18 protein-coding genes and 2 tRNA genes are annotated in these 15,785 nt (G+C 66.1%); 17 read left to right on the top strand and 3 right to left on the bottom strand.

Annotated elements, in window-relative coordinates:
- A complete protein-coding gene (locus G4Z14_RS02375; RefSeq protein ID WP_164623137.1) occupies nt 1-729 on the bottom strand; it encodes a GNAT family N-acetyltransferase in 729 nt (242 codons plus the stop codon).
- 102 nt (nt 730-831) lie between these two features.
- On the opposite strand from G4Z14_RS02375, the gene msrB reads away from it, so the two are divergent.
- Complete coding sequence (msrB, locus tag G4Z14_RS02380; RefSeq protein WP_164623138.1) at nt 832-1,224, top strand: peptide-methionine (R)-S-oxide reductase MsrB; 393 nt, start codon at nt 832-834, stop codon at nt 1,222-1,224.
- Between the two features lie 51 nt (nt 1,225-1,275).
- On the opposite strand, the gene G4Z14_RS02385 is transcribed toward msrB, so the two are convergent.
- On the bottom strand, nt 1,276-1,749 hold the full coding sequence (locus tag G4Z14_RS02385; protein ID WP_164623139.1) for an outer membrane protein assembly factor BamE: 474 nt from the start codon (nt 1,747-1,749) through the stop codon (nt 1,276-1,278).
- Between the two features lie 183 nt (nt 1,750-1,932).
- Here G4Z14_RS02385 and G4Z14_RS02390 point away from each other — a divergent pair, with 183 nt between their 5' ends.
- The 16 genes from G4Z14_RS02390 (at nt 1,933) to G4Z14_RS02465 (ending at nt 14,889) form a co-directional block, all read left to right on the top strand.
- The gene (locus tag G4Z14_RS02390) at nt 1,933-2,505 is read left to right on the top strand and encodes a YceD family protein (RefSeq protein WP_227751474.1); all 573 of its coding nucleotides are present in this window, start codon (nt 1,933-1,935) and stop codon (nt 2,503-2,505) included.
- A gap of 142 nt (nt 2,506-2,647) precedes the next feature.
- Nucleotides 2,648-2,851, top strand: a complete 204-nt coding sequence (gene rpmF, locus G4Z14_RS02395; protein ID WP_164623140.1) for a 50S ribosomal protein L32 — start codon at nt 2,648-2,650, stop codon at nt 2,849-2,851.
- A 43-nt stretch (nt 2,852-2,894) separates the two neighbouring features.
- A complete protein-coding gene (plsX, locus tag G4Z14_RS02400; RefSeq protein ID WP_407703791.1) occupies nt 2,895-4,001 on the top strand; it encodes a phosphate acyltransferase PlsX in 1,107 nt (368 codons plus the stop codon).
- Complete coding sequence (locus G4Z14_RS02405) at nt 3,998-4,969, top strand: beta-ketoacyl-ACP synthase III (protein ID WP_164623142.1); 972 nt, start codon at nt 3,998-4,000, stop codon at nt 4,967-4,969. Before plsX ends, G4Z14_RS02405 begins: the two co-directional genes overlap by 4 nt.
- A gap of 99 nt (nt 4,970-5,068) precedes the next feature.
- On the top strand, nt 5,069-5,371 hold the full coding sequence (ihfA, locus tag G4Z14_RS02410; protein ID WP_164623143.1) for an integration host factor subunit alpha: 303 nt from the start codon (nt 5,069-5,071) through the stop codon (nt 5,369-5,371).
- 15 nt (nt 5,372-5,386) lie between these two features.
- The gene (locus G4Z14_RS02415; RefSeq protein ID WP_164623144.1) at nt 5,387-6,160 is read left to right on the top strand and encodes a MerR family transcriptional regulator; all 774 of its coding nucleotides are present in this window, start codon (nt 5,387-5,389) and stop codon (nt 6,158-6,160) included.
- A gap of 65 nt (nt 6,161-6,225) precedes the next feature.
- Nucleotides 6,226-6,303, top strand: a tRNA-Pro gene (locus tag G4Z14_RS02420).
- A gap of 64 nt (nt 6,304-6,367) precedes the next feature.
- A complete protein-coding gene (locus G4Z14_RS02425) occupies nt 6,368-7,468 on the top strand; it encodes a 2'-deoxycytidine 5'-triphosphate deaminase (RefSeq protein WP_164623145.1) in 1,101 nt (366 codons plus the stop codon).
- Nucleotides 7,469-7,471: 3 nt separating this feature from the next.
- On the top strand, nt 7,472-8,617 hold the full coding sequence (locus G4Z14_RS02430) for a CaiB/BaiF CoA transferase family protein (protein ID WP_164623146.1): 1,146 nt from the start codon (nt 7,472-7,474) through the stop codon (nt 8,615-8,617).
- Nucleotides 8,602-8,994, top strand: coding sequence for a cupin domain-containing protein (locus G4Z14_RS02435; protein ID WP_227751475.1), 393 nt, complete (start codon nt 8,602-8,604; stop codon nt 8,992-8,994). The genes G4Z14_RS02430 and G4Z14_RS02435 overlap by 16 nt, the downstream gene beginning before the upstream one ends.
- A gap of 234 nt (nt 8,995-9,228) precedes the next feature.
- Nucleotides 9,229-11,271 (top strand): ASKHA domain-containing protein, encoded by a 2,043-nt coding sequence (locus G4Z14_RS02440; RefSeq protein ID WP_164623147.1) that lies wholly within the window; start codon nt 9,229-9,231, stop codon nt 11,269-11,271.
- Between the two features lie 161 nt (nt 11,272-11,432).
- Nucleotides 11,433-12,233 carry a sulfotransferase family 2 domain-containing protein gene (locus G4Z14_RS02445; protein WP_164623148.1) on the top strand — a complete coding sequence of 267 codons (801 nt, stop codon included), beginning with the start codon at nt 11,433-11,435 and terminating at the stop codon, nt 12,231-12,233.
- Between the two features lie 132 nt (nt 12,234-12,365).
- Nucleotides 12,366-12,908 (top strand): fasciclin domain-containing protein, encoded by a 543-nt coding sequence (locus G4Z14_RS02450; protein WP_164623149.1) that lies wholly within the window; start codon nt 12,366-12,368, stop codon nt 12,906-12,908.
- 76 nt (nt 12,909-12,984) lie between these two features.
- Complete coding sequence (locus G4Z14_RS02455) at nt 12,985-13,572, top strand: NAD(P)H-dependent oxidoreductase (protein WP_164623150.1); 588 nt, start codon at nt 12,985-12,987, stop codon at nt 13,570-13,572.
- Between the two features lie 35 nt (nt 13,573-13,607).
- Nucleotides 13,608-13,681, top strand: a tRNA-Gly gene (locus tag G4Z14_RS02460).
- A gap of 371 nt (nt 13,682-14,052) precedes the next feature.
- Nucleotides 14,053-14,889 (top strand): hypothetical protein, encoded by an 837-nt coding sequence (locus tag G4Z14_RS02465; protein ID WP_164623151.1) that lies wholly within the window; start codon nt 14,053-14,055, stop codon nt 14,887-14,889.
- A gap of 124 nt (nt 14,890-15,013) precedes the next feature.
- Here the strand turns inward: G4Z14_RS02465 and G4Z14_RS02470 are convergent, their stop codons facing one another.
- Nucleotides 15,014-15,703, bottom strand: coding sequence for a CHAP domain-containing protein (locus tag G4Z14_RS02470; RefSeq protein ID WP_227751476.1), 690 nt, complete (start codon nt 15,701-15,703; stop codon nt 15,014-15,016).
- Nucleotides 15,704-15,785: the final 82 nt, after the last annotated feature.

Raw genomic sequence — 15,785 nt, forward strand, 5'->3', positions numbered from 1 at the left:
TCAACCCGCCAGCGCCCGCAAGGCCCGCGCCCGGGCCGGCGGGATGCGCGCCACCTCGACGGCGGTAAAGACATGCAGCGTGTCGAGATCGGGGTCGATCACCGCATGGTCGCTGACCCAGCCGCCCATGCCAAGATAGGTCCGCAGCAGCGCCGGCATCGCCGCCAGCGCCCGGCGCGGGTCGGCGGGGATGTCGGGCAGCGCCACCGCCTGCGCCTTTTGCCGCGGGGCCATGCCAGCCGGTGCGGCATGGTTGCGCGCCAGATGCGCCAGCGCCTCGGCATGCAGGGCCGGATCGGCGCCGGGAAACGAGGTGCAGCCGAACATCAGGCCGACGCGCTCGGCATCGACCAGCCGGGTGATCGCCGCCCAGGCAAGCCGCAAAAGATCGGGGCCCTGCGCGGCGGGATGCAGGCAGAAGCGGCCAAGCTCCATCACCGGGCCATGGAACCGCGTCAGCGGCGCAAGGTCGTAAAATTGCGCGGAATAGCTGTCGGTGATGCGGGCAGCGGGCAGGAATTGCAGGCGGAAGCAGCCCAGAAGCTGGCCGCCCGGCCCTTCGATCAGCACATGGCGGCAGGCGGCGTCAAAGCGGTCCGCGTCGCGGCCACCGGGCCGGCACAGCCCGCGCGCGGCCAGAAAGCACAGGTGGCGCAACTCCTGCGCGCGGGCGATGTCGGCGGGGCCTTCGGCCAGACGCGCCACCAGTTGCCCCTTTTCCAGCCGCATTGCCCCACTCCCCGGCTTGGAAAACCCGCAAGCCCGCCCTAGATTTGCGTCAGCCAAGCCCGCCACGCAAGGGTGACAGGGCAATGACAGAAAGGCGCTGAGATGGACAAAGTGACCAAGACCGACGCCGAATGGCTGGCGCAACTGGGCGAGCTGGCCTTTCAGGTGACGCGCCGGGCCGCGACCGAGCGGCCGTTCAGCCATCAGGGCTTTCCCAAGGGCCCCGGCACCTATCGCTGCGTCTGCTGCGACGCGGCCTTGTTCGATGCCTCGACCAAGTTCGAATCGGGCTGCGGCTGGCCGAGCTTCAATGCCGCGCTGCCGAACCGGATGGTGGCCGAACACGAAGACCTCAGCCATTTCATGCGCCGTACCGAAGTGACCTGCACGGGCTGCGATGCCCATCTCGGCCATGTCTTTCCCGACGGCCCGCCGCCCACCGGCCTGCGCTATTGCATCAACGGCGTGGCGGTGCGGTTCGAGCCGGAGGCGTGATGCAAAAGGCCGCCCCCGGGGGCGGCCCTGATCGTTGCGGCCCGTCCCGCGTCAGTCGACGAACTGATCGGCCCTGAGCCGCCCGATATTGCCCAGAAGCTGCTTGAGGAAGCCGATGCCCTTGATGTTGCTTTCGGTCACGCGCCGCGACAGCGCGACGACATTGCCATCTTCAAGGCCGAAGCGTTCGACATTCTCGACCACGCCCTCTTCGGTGAAGGTGATCGAGACCACCTGCCGGTCGATCTCTTTCGGCGCCATGGCCCCGAAATGCTTCCAGCGGCTTTGCACATAGAACCAGCCGACCTCATTCAACAGCCCCTCGCCCGACGGGCGGCCCAGCGTGGCGGCCACGGTTTCGTGGGTGTCCTTGCCGACTTCGATCAGCGCCAGTTCCTCATCGGTCGGCACATAGCCATGGTTCTGATAGACCGGCGCGCAGGAGGCCAGCGCCAGCACCGTCGCCACCGCAAGGGCAAGCATCCGGCCAAGGCCCGCAAACCGCGCGTGAACTGCTCCCGACATGCCTATCCCCTGCCCTTCCCCTGCCCGTGTCGGCACTTTGCCCTGCCCGGCCTTGCAAGCACCGTCGCGCGGCACTATCGACAAGGGATCAGGCAGGATCGCGCCCCTTGGCCAAAGGCTTACAGTGGGAACGGGTCCGGTTCAAGAATGCAAACGGCCCCCGGCCGGGCAGGAGGCGGAAGAATGACCGATGCGAACCACCCCATGCCAAGCCTGGCCTATCGCACCCAGACGCTGGCCAGCCGCAAGCCTACCCGGTTCGACTTCCGCCCCAATGCGGCGGGCCGGGCTGCCATTGCGGCAGCGCTGGGGCTGCTCGATCTGCCGGCCTTTCGGGTCTCGGGCGAAATCCGGCCAGTCGGCCGGCAGGACTTCGATCTGGTGGCCGAGCTGACCGCCGAGGCAGTGCAGCCCTGTTCGGTCAGCCTTGCCCCGGTGCCCTGCACCCTGCGCGAAACCCTGCACCGCCGCTTCGTCGCGGGCTACACCACGCCCGAGGGCGACGAGGTGGAAATGGCCGACGAGGAAACCGATCCCCTGCCCGAAGTGCTCGACATCGCCGAGATTGCCACCGAGGCGCTGGCGCTGGCGCTGCCGCTTTACCCGCGCGCGCCGGGGGTGGAGCTGGGCGAGGCGGTCTTTGCCGGGCCGGGTGTCGCCCCGCTGGCCGACGCCGATCTGAAGCCGTTTTCCGGTCTCGCGGGGCTGGCCGACAAGTTGAAAAAGCCCGATTCCGGGTCTTCTTCGGAAGGCTGAAGAAAGGGGCTTGCGCGTCCGCAGAATCCGGCTATGTTCCGCGGCTCATTCGGGGTCTTCGGGCCGGGCCTTCTGGTTTGGCGGAAACTTCTGGAATCAAAGCAAAATCCGGGGCCTGCCCCCCTTAATTCGAGGTCGAGACATGGCTGTCCCGCAGAACCGCACCACCAAATCGCGCCGCAACATGCGCCGTTCGCATGACGCTCTGGTTGCCGGCAACCCGCAAGACTGCTCGAACTGCGGCGAGCTGAAGCGCCCGCACCACGTCTGCCCGTCCTGCGGCCATTACGACGCCCGCGAAGTCGTGGCGACCAAGGCTGTCGACATGGACGAGGACGCGGCGTAAGCCGCCCCTCCCTCGCGCCTGACTGATGGCAAGCGGAACCGAAATTCCGGCTGAGACGGTCGCAGGGCGCAAGGGGGCTCTTTCCACGGTCATTTCCATCGACGCGATGGGCGGAGATCGCGGGCCGGCGGCAGTTGTCGCCGGTCTTGTGCTGTCCGCCGCCGAATTGCCGGACGCCCGCTTCATCCTGCATGGCGATCAGGCGGTGCTGTCGCCGCTGCTGGCCCGTGCTCCCACGCTCGCGGGTCGGGTCGATCTGCGCCACGCCGAGCGCGTGGTGACGATGGAGGACAAGCCCAGCCAGGTGATGCGCCACGGGCAAGGCACCTCGATGTTTTCCACCATCGACGCGGTGAAGAACGGCGAGGCGCCGGTGGCGGTGTCCTGCGGCAACACCGGGGCGCTGATGGCGGTGGCCATGCTGCGGCTGCGCAAGCTGCCCGGCGTCAACCGCCCGGCCATTGCCTGCTACTGGCCCTCGCGCAATCCCTCGGGGTTGAACGTCATGCTCGACGTCGGCGCCGACATCAAGGCCGAGGCCGCCGACCTGCTGCAATTCGCCGCCATGGGCACCTCTTACGCCCGCAACAGCCTTGGGCTGGCGCGTCCGCGTGTCGGCCTGCTGAACGTCGGCACCGAGGAACACAAGGGCCGGGCCGAACTGCATCAGGCCTATGCCCAGATGAGCGCCGCCGCTTCGGCGGGCGAGTTCGACTTCGTGGGCTTTGTCGAAGGCTCCGACATTCCCTCGGACCGCGTCGATGTGATCGTGACCGACGGCTTCACCGGCAACGTGGCGCTGAAAACCGGCGAAGGCACGGCAAAGCTGATTTCGGGCTTCCTGCGCGAGGCGCTGGGGTCGACGCTCCTCGCCAGGCTTGGCGCGCTGCTGGCGATGGGGGCGCTGAAACGCCTGCAGGCCCGCGCCGATCCGCGCCGCGCCAATGGCGGGGTGTTTCTGGGCCTGAACGGCACGGTCATCAAATCGCACGGCTCGGCCGATGCCACCGGCATCGCGGCGGCGGTGCGGCTGGCGCATCAACTTGCCCGGGCCGACCTTGCAAACCGCATCGCGGCACGGGTTGCATCAACCGGCCTCGCGGGGCAGGATGCCGCCGCAACAGGGGCAGAAGCAGGAACCGCTGAATGACGATACGCGCCGTGGTCAAGGGCGTCGGGCATTACTTGCCCGAGCGGGTTGTGCCGAATTCCGAGTTCGAGGCGCTGATCGACACCTCCGACGAATGGATTCGCACCCGCTCCGGCATCGAGCGGCGGCATTTCGCGGCTGAAGGCCAGACCACCGCCGACCTTGGCACCCGCGCGGCGCAGGCCGCGCTGGCCGATGCCGGGCTGGCCGCCGACGACATCGACGCGATCATCGTCGCCACCTCGACCGCCGATCTGACCTTCCCCTCCTGCGCCACGATGATTCAGGCCGGACTTGGCATGACGCGCGGCTTTGCCTTTGACGTGCAGGCGGTCTGCGCCGGCTTTGCCTTTGCCCTGACCAATGCCAATGCGCTGATCATCTCGGGTCAGGCCGCCCGGGTGCTGGTGATCGGGGCCGAAACCTTCTCGCGGCTGATGGACTGGACTGACCGCGGCACCTGCGTTCTGTTCGGCGACGGCGCCGGCGCGCTGGTGCTGGAGGCGCAGGACGGCACCGGAACCACCGCCGACCGCGGCATCCTGTCGACCGACCTGAACAGCGATGGCCGCCACAAGGACATCCTTTATGTCGATGGCGGCACCTCGACCGGCACCACCGGGCACCTGCGGATGGAGGGCAAGGAAGTCTTCCGCCATGCCATTGAAAAGCTTGCGGAAACTGCCCATCGCGCGCTGGACAAGGCCGGGCTTGATGCCGGCGATGTCGACTGGATCGTGCCGCATCAGGCCAATATCCGCATCATCGAAGGCACCGCCAGGAAGATGCAGGTGTCGATGGACCGCGTCATCGTCACCGTGCAGGACCACGGCAACACCTCGGCCGCCTCGATCCCGCTGGCGCTGTCCGTCGGCAAGGCCCGCGGCCAGATCAAGCCGGGCGACCTGATCGTCACCGAAGCCATTGGCGGCGGGCTGGCCTGGGGCGCGGTGGTGCTGCGCTGGTGAACCCGGCAAAAACCTGCATTAAGTCGCGGTCCCAAGTCTTTGATATTGACTCGTAAATCCATCCCCCTCAATCTGGCCCCATAACCCGGGGGGGATATGATGAGCGAAAAGACTCTGACGCGGATGGACCTTTCCGAGGCCGTGTTCCGTGAAGTTGGCCTCAGCCGCAACGAATCGGCCAATCTGGTTGAATCGGTGCTGGCCCATATGTCGGACGCGCTGGCGTCGGGCGAAACCGTCAAGATTTCATCCTTCGGCACCTTCTCGGTGCGCGACAAGACGGCCCGCGTCGGCCGCAATCCCAAGACCGGCGACGAAGTGCCGATCTCGCCGCGGCGGGTTCTGACCTTCCGCCCCTCGCATCTGATGAAAGATCGCGTGGCGGTCGGCAAGAAGAAATAAGGAAAGGATCGGCGGATGGACAAGTCGCCTGACGCCTTCCGCACCATCAGCGAAGTGGCCGAGGTTCTGGAAACCCCGGCGCATGTGCTGCGGTTCTGGGAAAGCCGCTTCCCGCAGATCCGCCCGGTCAAGCGGGCGGGTGGCCGGCGCTATTACCGGCCCGCCGATGTGTCGCTGCTTCTGGGCATCAAGCATCTCTTGCACGACGAAGGCCTGACCATCCGGGGCGTGCAGAAAATCCTGCGCGAACAAGGCGTTCGCCATGTCTCCGGCATGTCGGGCCAAGAGACGCGCGATGAGGCCGAAACCGCCGAGGCGGCGCTTGAAGCGGCCCTCGCCGCCAATTTCGGCCGCGCGCCCGAGGCTGATCCCGTCCCGCAGGACCAGATCGAAACCGCCCAGATCGTAGCGCTGGAAGACGCGCTGCGTGCCCGCAATGCCGAGGCCGAAAAGCCCGACCCGGTCGCCGAGGTGCCCGCCGCCGCGCCCGCCGACGTGCTGCCGCTGTTCGACCATTTCGCCGCCGAAGAAGCGCCCGAAGCCGCACTGCAGCCGCCGCCCGCGCAAAGCGCCGAGGAAGCCGTCGAAACCCTGCTGACCGCGCTGGAAACGGCGGCAGAGCCGGACCCCGCGCCCCGCGCGGCCCTGCCTGCCGATGCCCCGCTGCGCGACCGCCTGCGCGCCCTGCCCGCGGGCCGTCTCGCCTCGCCCGAAGCGCGGGCGCTGCGCGACAGGCTGGCCGATCTTGCCGCCCGGCTCGCATCCCCGCCCCCGCCCGCCCCGTTTTGAGCGCGCGAAAATGCGCTTTCCCGCTTGCGACCGGCCGGAATATCGTTATGAAAGCGCCTATTCGTCGGGCCGTAGCGCAGTCTGGTTAGCGCGTCCGTCTGGGGGGCGGGAGGTCGAGAGTTCGAATCTCTCCGGCCCGACCAATACAAAGCCGCCCGCCTGCCCACCGGCAGCGCGGGCGGTTTCGTTCTCGTGAAGGGGCCTGAGATGGCGGAAACCAAGACCATGCTGGCTCCGGGGGTTCTGCCGGCCCAGGCCCTGCGCCGGATGATCGCCGCCGGCGCCCTTGCCGGCCAGCCCGCCATCCTGCCCGATCAGATCCAGCCCGCCAGCCTTGACCTGCGGCTGGGAACCGTCGCCTACCGCGTCCGCGCCTCTTTCCTTGCCGGCAATGGTGCCAAGGTGGCCGACCGTCTGGCCGAGTTCGAGATGCACCGCGTCGACCTGACCCATGGCGCGGTCTTGGAAAAGGGCTGCGTCTATGTCGTGCCCTTGATGGAAAGCCTTGCGCTGCCGCCCGGCATCACGGCCGTCGCCAATGCCAAATCCTCCACCGGCCGGCTTGACCTCTTGACCCGTACCATCACCGACGGCGGCACGGAGTTCGACCGCATCCCCGAAGGCTATGCCGGCCCCTTGTATGCCGAGGTCTGCCCGCGCTCCTTCAGCGTGCTGGTCCGCGCCGGCCAGCGGCTGAACCAGATCCGCTTCCGGCAGGGTCAGTCGGTGCTGTCTGACGCCGAACTGCGCGCCCTGCATGCCCTCGATCCGCTGGTCTCGGGCGAGGCGGTGATCTCCGAGGGGCTGGGTTTCTCGGTCGACCTGAAGCCCGCCAAGGGCGATCTTCTCGGCTACCGCGCCAAGCCCCATACCGGGGTGATCGACCTTGACCGCATCGGCCAATACCCGGCCCGCGACTTCTGGGAAGAGGTGCGCGCCTCTGACGCCCGCATCATCCTTGACCCCGGCGCCTTCTACATCCTGGTCAGCCGCGAGGCGGTGACGATCCCGCCCGATTATGCCGCCGAAATGGCGCCCTATCTGGCCATGGTGGGCGAGTTCCGGGTGCATTACGCCGGCTTCTTCGACCCCGGCTTTGGCCATGCCGCCGCCGGCGGCTCCGGCTCGCGCGGGGTGCTGGAAGTGCGCTGCCACGAGGCGCCCTTCGTGCTGGAACACGGGCAGGTGGTGGGCCGGCTGGTCTACGAACGGATGAGCGAGCGGCCCGATACGCTTTATGGCGCGGGGATTTCCTCGAATTATCAAGGACAAGGCCTGAAACTCGCCAAGCAGTTCCGCATGGAGTAAGCCATGGCGCCGCTTTCGGGTATCACTGTCCTTGACCTCACCCATGTCCTCGCCGGCCCCTATTGCAGCCATACGCTGCAAGACCTTGGCGCCAAGGTCATCAAGGTGGAACGCCCCGGCACCGGCGACGACACCCGCGCCTTCCCGCCCTTCGTCAACGGGGCCAGCGCCTATTTCGCCACGCTGAACGCCGGCAAGCAGTCAATCGCGCTGGACCTCAAGGCCCCGACCGACCGCGACATCCTCGACCGGCTGCTGGCGCGCGCCGATGTGGTGCTGGAAAACTACCGCCCCGGGGTGATGGAGCGGCTGGGCTACGGCTGGGAGGCCCTGCACGCCCGGCACCCGCGGCTGATCTACGGTGCAGTCTCGGGCTTTGGCCATACCGGGCCGGAGGCGGGCAAACCGGCCTATGACATGGTGGTGCAGGCCCGCGGCGGGGTGATGAGCATCACCGGCGAGGAAGGCGGCCCACCCGTCCGCGTCGGCGCCTCGATCGGCGACATCGTGGCGGGGATGTTTCTTGCCCAAGGCGTGCTGGCCGCGCTTTATGACCGCGAAAGGACCGGCGAGGGCGCCAAGGTCGATGTCGCCATGCTCGACAGCCAGCTTGCCATTCAGGAACATGCCATTGCGCTCGCCTCGGCCACCGGCGTTGCGCCCGGCCGCACTGGCGCGCGCCATCCAACGATCACACCGTTTTCCACCTATCGCGCCGCCGACGGCTTCTTCGTCATCGCCGCCGGCAATGACGCGATGTTCGCCCATCTGTGCAAGACGCTCGCGCTGCCGCTCAATCCGGCCGACCCGCGCTTTGCCACCAATGCCGCGCGCTGCGACAACCATGCGCTCTTGAAACGCCTGATCGAGGCGGTGACGCTGGAACATCCCGCCGCGCACTGGATCGCGCGGATGGAGGCCGCCGGCCTGCCCACCGCCCGCGTGCAGGACATGGCCGAAGTGCTGCGCGACCCCCAGCTTCTCGCCCGTGCCATGGTGCTGCCCGTGCTGCCCGACGCCGGCGGCACGACCTTCACCGCCCCCGGCAACCCGATCAAGATGTCGAGCCTGCCCGAGATCGACCACCGCCGCCCCGCCCCCGGTCTCGACGCCGACCGCAAGGCGATCCTCGATTGGCTGACCCGATGACCGCGCAGCGCCGCGACAGCGCCACCCTGCCGCATGTCAGCTGGGACGACCCGGCCAAGGGCACGCTCAGCTGGCAAAGCCTGTTCTCCCGCGGCGAGACCGCGACCGACAGCCTGACCTGCGGTGTCGCGACGATCCGGCCGGGCGAACATTTCGCCGCCCATCGCCACGCCCAGGCCGAGGTCTATTTCGGGCTGGAAGGCCGCGGCATCGTGGTGATCGACGCCCAGCCCCATGAGCTTTCCCCCGGGGTCGCGCTGTTCATCCCTGGCAACGCCGAACACGGCATCCCCGAGGCCCATGAAACCCTGCGCTGGTTCTACACCTTCGCCGCCGACAGCTTTGACGACATCACCTATCGCTTCTCGGCCCCCTGATCTCATCGCTGCTTTCATACTGGTGCAAATATCCCCGCCGGAGGCTCCTGCCGCCGATACCGGACGCTCCGCGGGGGATATTTGGGCCAGTCTGAAAGGCAAAGCCCCGGCCGACAGGCGCAGCACCCGCCCGAGGGGGGCGATTGCGCCGCAACTTGGGGGAAAGACGACGCTTTCCGGCCTTGCTCCTGCCCGGTCCCCGGCTAGAACAGGGGGGCGAACAGGAGGGATCCCATGTCCGAAGACGCGCTGGTCATTTTCACACCCTCGGGCAAGCGGGGGCGCTTTGCCATTGGCACGCCGATCCTGCAGGCGGCCCGCAAGCTTGGCGTCGACCTTGATTCGGTCTGCGGCGGGCGGGGGATCTGCTCGAAATGCCAGATCAGCCCCGGCTATGGCGAGTTTCCCAAGCATGGCGTGACAGTCGAGGATGACGCGCTGTCGCCGTGGAACGCCGTCGAGGAGCGCTACAAGTCGAAGCGCGGCATGGCGCCGGGTCGGCGGCTGGGCTGTCAGGCGACAGTGATGGGCGATGTCGTGATCGACGTGCCGCCCGAATCCCAGGTCCACAAGCAGGTGATCCGCAAATCCGCCACCCAGCGCGACATCGTGATGGACCCGGCCAGCCGCAAGCTGTTCGTCGAGGTGGCCGAGCCCGACATGCACAATCCCTCGGGCGATTTCGAGCGGCTGAAGGAGGCGCTGCAGGCGCAATGGGGCGTGGAAGACCCGCTGGCCGGGCTGGACCTGATGGCCCGGCTGCAGACCCTTCTGCGCAAGGGCGAGTGGAAGGCCACGGTGGTGCTGAACAAGGGCAACCATGACGTGCGGCCGCGCATTCTGGATGTGAAGCCGGGCTACGACGAGAGCGGGCTTTACGGACTGGCCATCGACCTTGGCTCCACCACCATCGCCGCGCATCTGTGCGACCTGCGCGACGGGGCGGTTCTGGCCTCTTCCGGCCTGATGAACCCGCAGATCCGCTTTGGCGAAGACCTGATGAGCCGGGTTTCCTATGCCATGATGAACCCCGGCGGCGATGTGGAGATGACCCGGGCCGTGCGTGAGGCGATCAACAGCCTTGCCGCCTCGATCGCCGATGAGGCGAAGATCGACGTCAAGACCATCTATGAGGTGGTCTTCGTCTGCAATCCGGTGATGCACCACCTGCTCTTGGGCATCGATCCGGTGGAACTGGGGCAAGCCCCCTTCGCGCTGGCGACCTCGGGCAGCCTGTCGCTGGATGCCCGCGATCTGGACCTGTCCAACATCAACCCCGCCGCGCGGGTCTATGTCCTGCCCTGCATCGCCGGTCACGTCGGCGCCGATGCCGCCGCCGTGGCGCTGTCGGAGGAGCCGGGTAAATCCGAGGAGATGGTGCTGATCGTCGATGTCGGCACCAATGCCGAGATTCTCTTGGGCAACACCAGCCGGGTTCTGGCCTGTTCCAGCCCCACCGGCCCGGCCTTTGAGGGCGCGCAGATTTCCAGCGGCCAGCGCGCCGCCCCCGGCGCCATCGAGCGGGTCGAGATTGATCCCGTGACGAAGGAGCCGCGCTTCAAGGTCATCGGCAGCGACCTGTGGTCGACCGAGCCGGGTTTTGCCGAGGCCATCAAGACCAGCGGCATCACCGGCATCTGCGGCTCGGGCATCATCGAGGCGGTGGCCGAGATGCGGATGGCGGGCATCGTGGATCAGGGCGGGCTGATCGGTGGTCCCGATCAGGTCGGCACGCCGCGCTGCATCCCCTATGGCCGCACCCATACCTATATCCTGCACGACGCCAGCGCCGAGGGCGGGCCGAAGATCATGGTGACGCAGGGCGACATCCGCGCCATCCAGCTGGCCAAGGCGGCGCTTTATGCAGGCGCCCGGCTCTTGATGGACGAGATGGGCGTCGAGAAGGTCGAGAAGGTGACGCTCGCCGGGGCCTTTGGCGCCCATATCAGCCCCAAGCACGCCATGGTGCTGGGCATGATCCCCGATGTGCCGCTGAACAAGGTGATCTCGGCCGGCAATGCCGCCGGCACCGGGGCGCGGATTGCGCTGTGCAACGTGGCCGCGCGCAATGCGATCGAGGCCACTGTGCATGAGATCCACAAGGTCGAGACCGCCATCGAGCCGCGCTTTCAGGAGCATTTCGTCAATGCTTCCGCCATTCCGAATGCCGTCGAGGCCTTCCCGGAACTGGCGCAGATCGTCACCCTGCCCGATGTCAGCTTCAACACCTCGGGGCATGGCGGCGGCGAGGGCGGCCGCAAGCGGCGGCGGGGGTAAGGTGGGGCGGCATCCGCGCCATTTCCAGCCTTGACGACCGCCCGGTCTTGGCCCCAAGCAAGGACCGGCTGCAGGCAAGCCCTCGGGCGTTCCGCCGTGGCCGAAGATCGACCGGACCGGCAGGCGCAAGCCGCCGGTTCCCTTCTTGAAAAGGCTGCCGGATGTCGGACCCCCGCGTGTTTCTTGCCCCCGATGAGCACAACGCCCCGCTCACCCGGTTGCTGGCGCCGCTCTTTCCGCGCTACCGCGTGCTGCGCGCGCTGGCGGGTGAACCGGCGCATCTGCGCGCGCCCTACCGGAACCTGATCCTCAGCCACGACAAGCGGCTGCTGTTCCTGCGCAACCAGAAATGCGCCTGCACGCAGACCACGCAATTCCTTTACGCCTATGGCAACGGCGGCCAGACCTATGCCGGCAATGTCCACCGTGCCAACAAGGGGCTTTATCCGGCGCGCTATCATTGGGAAACCATCAAGCCGGTGCTGGAGAGCCACTCCGCCTTCCTGTTCACCTTCGTGCGCGATCCGGTCGCGCGCGCCGTCTCGGCCTTTCGCAACTTCTTTCTCGATCAGGACAACATCGCCCGGCACAAGCACCTTGGCCCGATGCAGGCGCATGGCTTTTCGGCTGAGAATTCCCCCGAGCGCAATTTCGATGTCTTTCTCGACTATGTCGCCCATACGCTTGCCGTGGACCCGGTGCGCTGTGACACGCACTGGCGCCTGCAGGTCGACAACATCGCGCTGGCCGACCTCAGCTTTGACCTGATCGGGCGCGTCGAGAGTTTCGAGGCCGACATCGCCCGGGTTTTCGCCGCCATCGGCCGCCCGGATTTCCCGCCCGAGAGCTTGCTGAAGCAGCGCCACAACCGCTCGCGCCCCAGCGATTTTGCGGCGACGCCCGCGCAGAAGGCGCGCATCGCCACCATCTTTGCCAGCGATTACGAGGCCTTCGGCTACTGAGGCGGGCGGGTCGGATCACCCGGTTCTCACGCCCGGTCACGCCCGCGCGAGCGGGGTGAACCGCGGCATTCGGCGCCCCGTATCCCTGACATGAAACCGGGATTGGCCCGGCTTCGCCAAGGGAGATGATCCATGAAAATCCGTCTTGCCGCGCTTGCGCTTCTCGCCTCGACCACGCTTGCCATCGCCGAAAACCCCATGGTGGGCGGCGCGGCGATGTATGAGGACAAGACCATCGTGGAAAACGCCGTCAATTCGGCCGATCACACCACGCTCGTCGCCGCGGTGCAGGCCGCCGGTCTGGTCGAGACGCTGAACGGCGAAGGGCCCTTCACCGTCTTTGCTCCCACCAACGAGGCCTTCGCCAAGCTGCCCGCCGGCACTGTCGAGACGCTGCTGAAGCCGGAAAACAAGGATCAGCTGACCAAGATCCTCACCTGCCATGTGGTCGGCGCCAAGGCGCTGGCGGCCGATGTGCAGAAGATGGTGGCCGATGACGGCGGCATGCATACCGTCAAGACGGTGGGCGGTTGCGAGTTCACCGCCATGGTCGAGGGCGACAAGGTGCAGATCAAGGATGGTCAGGGTGGGGTTGCCACCGTCGCCATCGCCGATGTGCTGCAGAAGAACGGCGTGATCCATGTGATCGATTCGGTGCTGCTGCCGGCCAGCTGAACTGCGCCTTGCCGGGGCCGGGCAGAGCCATGCCCGGCCCCTTTGCTTTGCCGGCCCGGCGTGCTTTGCTGTGCCCATGACCCGGCGTTTCCTGTTCCTCACCGCCTCGCCCCGCCCCGGCAGCAACAGCAGCCGGCTTGCCGGCCATGCCGCCCGCTTCCTGCCTGACGGCGCCAAGGCCCATTGGCTTGACCTGAACGCCCCGCCCCTGCCCGCCTTTCGCGACTTGCGCCCCGGCAATCCCGGCGTGCCGATGGGGCGGTTGGGCGATGTCTTTGCGCAGGTGATGCTGGCCAGCGATCTGGTCTTTGCCGCCCCGATCTACTGGTATGGCTTCCCCGCGCCGCTGCACCTGATGCTGTCACATCTGTCGGGCTGGCTTGACGTGCCGGAACTGCGGGTGATGGAGACGCTGCGCGGCAAGCGGGTGTTCCTGCTTACCACCCGCGCCGACCCTGACCCGACTGTGCCGCAGCCGGCCGAGACCCTGCTGCGCCGGTCGGCGGAATGGCTGGGCATGAGCTGGGCCGGCGCGCTGCATGGCGTGGCCGACGCGCCCGGCGAAATCGAAAGCGCCGCGGCCTGGGGCGCGGCCGAGACCTTCCTGCGGAGCACGCACCCCGCCCACCGCGCCAGCGCCGAAAACCCCGCGCCCCCGTCTTGACGCGCCGCGCCCCTTGGCTTAGGTCAGAAGGCGTCGCGGGTGTAGCTCAATGGCAGAGCAGCAGCTTCCCAAGCTGAATACGAGGGTTCGATTCCCTTCACCCGCTCCATCCCCGCACCATGCAACGTCCTGTTATTATCGCGCTAAGCCGCAGATTGCGGACGCTTGATGCTGTTTGACTTTTGGAACATACGGATAACAAGCGCCACTTAAGTACGCTTTGGGTCACGGAGTCCTAAAGCGGTCCACGGCCCAAAATGACAAAAGCTTCCGGATAGCCCCGAGGGGGGCCTTGGTGGCAGATTGCCGCTTCGTTCGGTCGTCCGATCAACTTTGTGGCAGTATGGCGCTATCTCGTCCATCTTCCTTCACAAGAAAGCGGAGTTGCAATATGAATACTCTTGTGCACACTTTCCCCATTACTAAAGGGCGAATCTGTACAATCTTGCGCACCATTCTTGGCGCAGAATTCGGATCAAGTTGGAGAAGTTTTTGATTATGAATCCAAAGGCTGATTTGTTATCTTTTAGACCTGATCACCCTCTTTTTGGATCGATGTTAAAGGTCAGTCGAGCCGAAAGGTACATCGGTGAAGTGCAAGATGCAATCAACGCTTTCTTCAGCCGCAACCCCTTTGAAGTCGTTCGAAATGACAATCTGCAAACCGGGGAATGTTTCTTTAGCGTTCGAATAAGGGAAGGCGTACCTGCCTTCCTCAGCGGCCCTATCGGCGATGCCATACACAACCTCCGCGCTGCGTTCGACCTGCTTGCCTGCCAAATCGTGACCCTTGGCGCAGGGGACATAACCAAAACCCAATTTCCCGTCTTCTCTACCTGCGAACTCTTTAAAGCCAACCATCGCCGCTACATACAGGGGGCGCCCAAGCTTGCTGTCGAAATAATCGAACAGTTCCAACCATACTACAGTGCAAGTAATGCAGCATTGTGGCAGATTCATAAGCTGGATATCATAGACAAACATCGCGCGATTATCCCGGTCGGCGCAGCTTACGGAAGTTTTGGTTTCGATGTCGGCGCACAAATGTCGGATATTCTAGGGCCGCAGATCAAGCCGCCTACGATATTCTTGAGACCTGCGGATCGTCAGTTTCCCCTTAAGGATGGTGCGATACTTCTACAAACAACAATTTCCGCGATGAGCAGTAATATCCACGGCGATATCCGCTTCAACTTTGAGATAGCGTTCGGTGAAGACGACCCGGTCACGGGTCAGCCGATCATTCCCGTTCTGAGACAACTTGCTCAATTCACTCGAAACGCAATCCAGCGGTTTGCAGACGATATTTTCGTCTGATTTGGGTTTGCTTCCCAAGTTGAATACGAGGATTCGATTCCCTTCACCCGCCCCACTCCCCGTCCCGAAAAGCCAAAGGCGCGCGGGTTTCCCTGCGCGCCCTTCTCCGGTCTGGTGAGGATTTTCAATTGTAGATGAAGCCGTTGATCGGGTTCACCCGGCCGAGCGTGCCGTTGGCGTTGGCCACCTTGACCGCGCTCCAGTCGCCTTGTGCCGAGACATCGACGACCAGCGTGTCCTGCGTCACGCGGTTTTTCACCCAATTGGCCTGATCGACCAGAATCTCGCGCTCGGACACCACTTTCGACACCACGGCGACATGGCCCTTGGGCATGGCGCGGCTAGCGGCAAAGGCCATCACGGCGCCGACCTGCGGCTCCTGGCCCCGGGCATAAAGCCCCTTGGCCTGTTCCCACCAGGTGCGCGCATTGCCGCGAATCTCGACTCCGCTGACGGCGCGGGCGAAGGGCACGCACCACAGCCGGCCCTTCGGGCGGTTGGCGACGGCAACGGCCACCGCCTCTTTCACCTCGGCCCGCGCCGCTTCGCCGGCCGAGGCGGACTGGGCGTGATTGCTGCCGCGGGCCAGCTTCTTCTCGTCGCGCGCGGCCTGCCGTTCGGCCCGCAGCGCGGCCTTTTCTTCGGCGGTCTTGGGGGCAAGGAAGGCGAAAAGCGGCTTCCTTGCCGGGGCTTCTGCCACTGCTTGCGCCGGAGCCACCACATCCGTTGCTGCGACTTCTGCGGCCAGGGCCCCGGTGATCGGGGTGGCGGCCATCAGGGCGGCAAGGGCAAGGGTCAGCGGCTTTGCAGTCATCGGGTCGGTCCGGTCTGGTTTCAACGCCGGCCTTCCTGCCATGCCGCAGCGCCGCGGCCAAGCCGATCGGCGCGACGTCGGC

The sequence above is a fragment of the Tabrizicola oligotrophica genome, from assembly GCF_011008935.1.
GTDB classification, from domain to species: Bacteria; Pseudomonadota; Alphaproteobacteria; order Rhodobacterales; family Rhodobacteraceae; genus Tabrizicola_A; species Tabrizicola_A oligotrophica.

What these genes read in the sequence shown, in the direction of transcription:
- G4Z14_RS02375 (WP_164623137.1), bottom strand. Translation starts at nt 729, where the DNA reads ATGCGGCTGGAAAAGGGGCAACTGGTGGCGCGTCTGGCCGAAGGCCCC.
- msrB (WP_164623138.1), top strand. Translation starts at nt 832, where the DNA reads ATGGACAAAGTGACCAAGACCGACGCCGAATGGCTGGCGCAACTGGGC.
- G4Z14_RS02385 (WP_164623139.1), bottom strand. Translation starts at nt 1,749, where the DNA reads ATGTCGGGAGCAGTTCACGCGCGGTTTGCGGGCCTTGGCCGGATGCTT.
- G4Z14_RS02390 (WP_227751474.1), top strand. Translation starts at nt 1,933, where the DNA reads ATGACCGATGCGAACCACCCCATGCCAAGCCTGGCCTATCGCACCCAG.
- rpmF (WP_164623140.1), top strand. Translation starts at nt 2,648, where the DNA reads ATGGCTGTCCCGCAGAACCGCACCACCAAATCGCGCCGCAACATGCGC.
- G4Z14_RS02405 (WP_164623142.1), top strand. Translation starts at nt 3,998, where the DNA reads ATGACGATACGCGCCGTGGTCAAGGGCGTCGGGCATTACTTGCCCGAG.
- ihfA (WP_164623143.1), top strand. Translation starts at nt 5,069, where the DNA reads ATGAGCGAAAAGACTCTGACGCGGATGGACCTTTCCGAGGCCGTGTTC.
- G4Z14_RS02415 (WP_164623144.1), top strand. Translation starts at nt 5,387, where the DNA reads ATGGACAAGTCGCCTGACGCCTTCCGCACCATCAGCGAAGTGGCCGAG.
- G4Z14_RS02425 (WP_164623145.1), top strand. Translation starts at nt 6,368, where the DNA reads ATGGCGGAAACCAAGACCATGCTGGCTCCGGGGGTTCTGCCGGCCCAG.
- G4Z14_RS02430 (WP_164623146.1), top strand. Translation starts at nt 7,472, where the DNA reads ATGGCGCCGCTTTCGGGTATCACTGTCCTTGACCTCACCCATGTCCTC.
- G4Z14_RS02440 (WP_164623147.1), top strand. Translation starts at nt 9,229, where the DNA reads ATGTCCGAAGACGCGCTGGTCATTTTCACACCCTCGGGCAAGCGGGGG.
- G4Z14_RS02445 (WP_164623148.1), top strand. Translation starts at nt 11,433, where the DNA reads ATGTCGGACCCCCGCGTGTTTCTTGCCCCCGATGAGCACAACGCCCCG.
- G4Z14_RS02450 (WP_164623149.1), top strand. Translation starts at nt 12,366, where the DNA reads ATGAAAATCCGTCTTGCCGCGCTTGCGCTTCTCGCCTCGACCACGCTT.
- G4Z14_RS02455 (WP_164623150.1), top strand. Translation starts at nt 12,985, where the DNA reads ATGACCCGGCGTTTCCTGTTCCTCACCGCCTCGCCCCGCCCCGGCAGC.
- G4Z14_RS02470 (WP_227751476.1), bottom strand. Translation starts at nt 15,703, where the DNA reads ATGACTGCAAAGCCGCTGACCCTTGCCCTTGCCGCCCTGATGGCCGCC.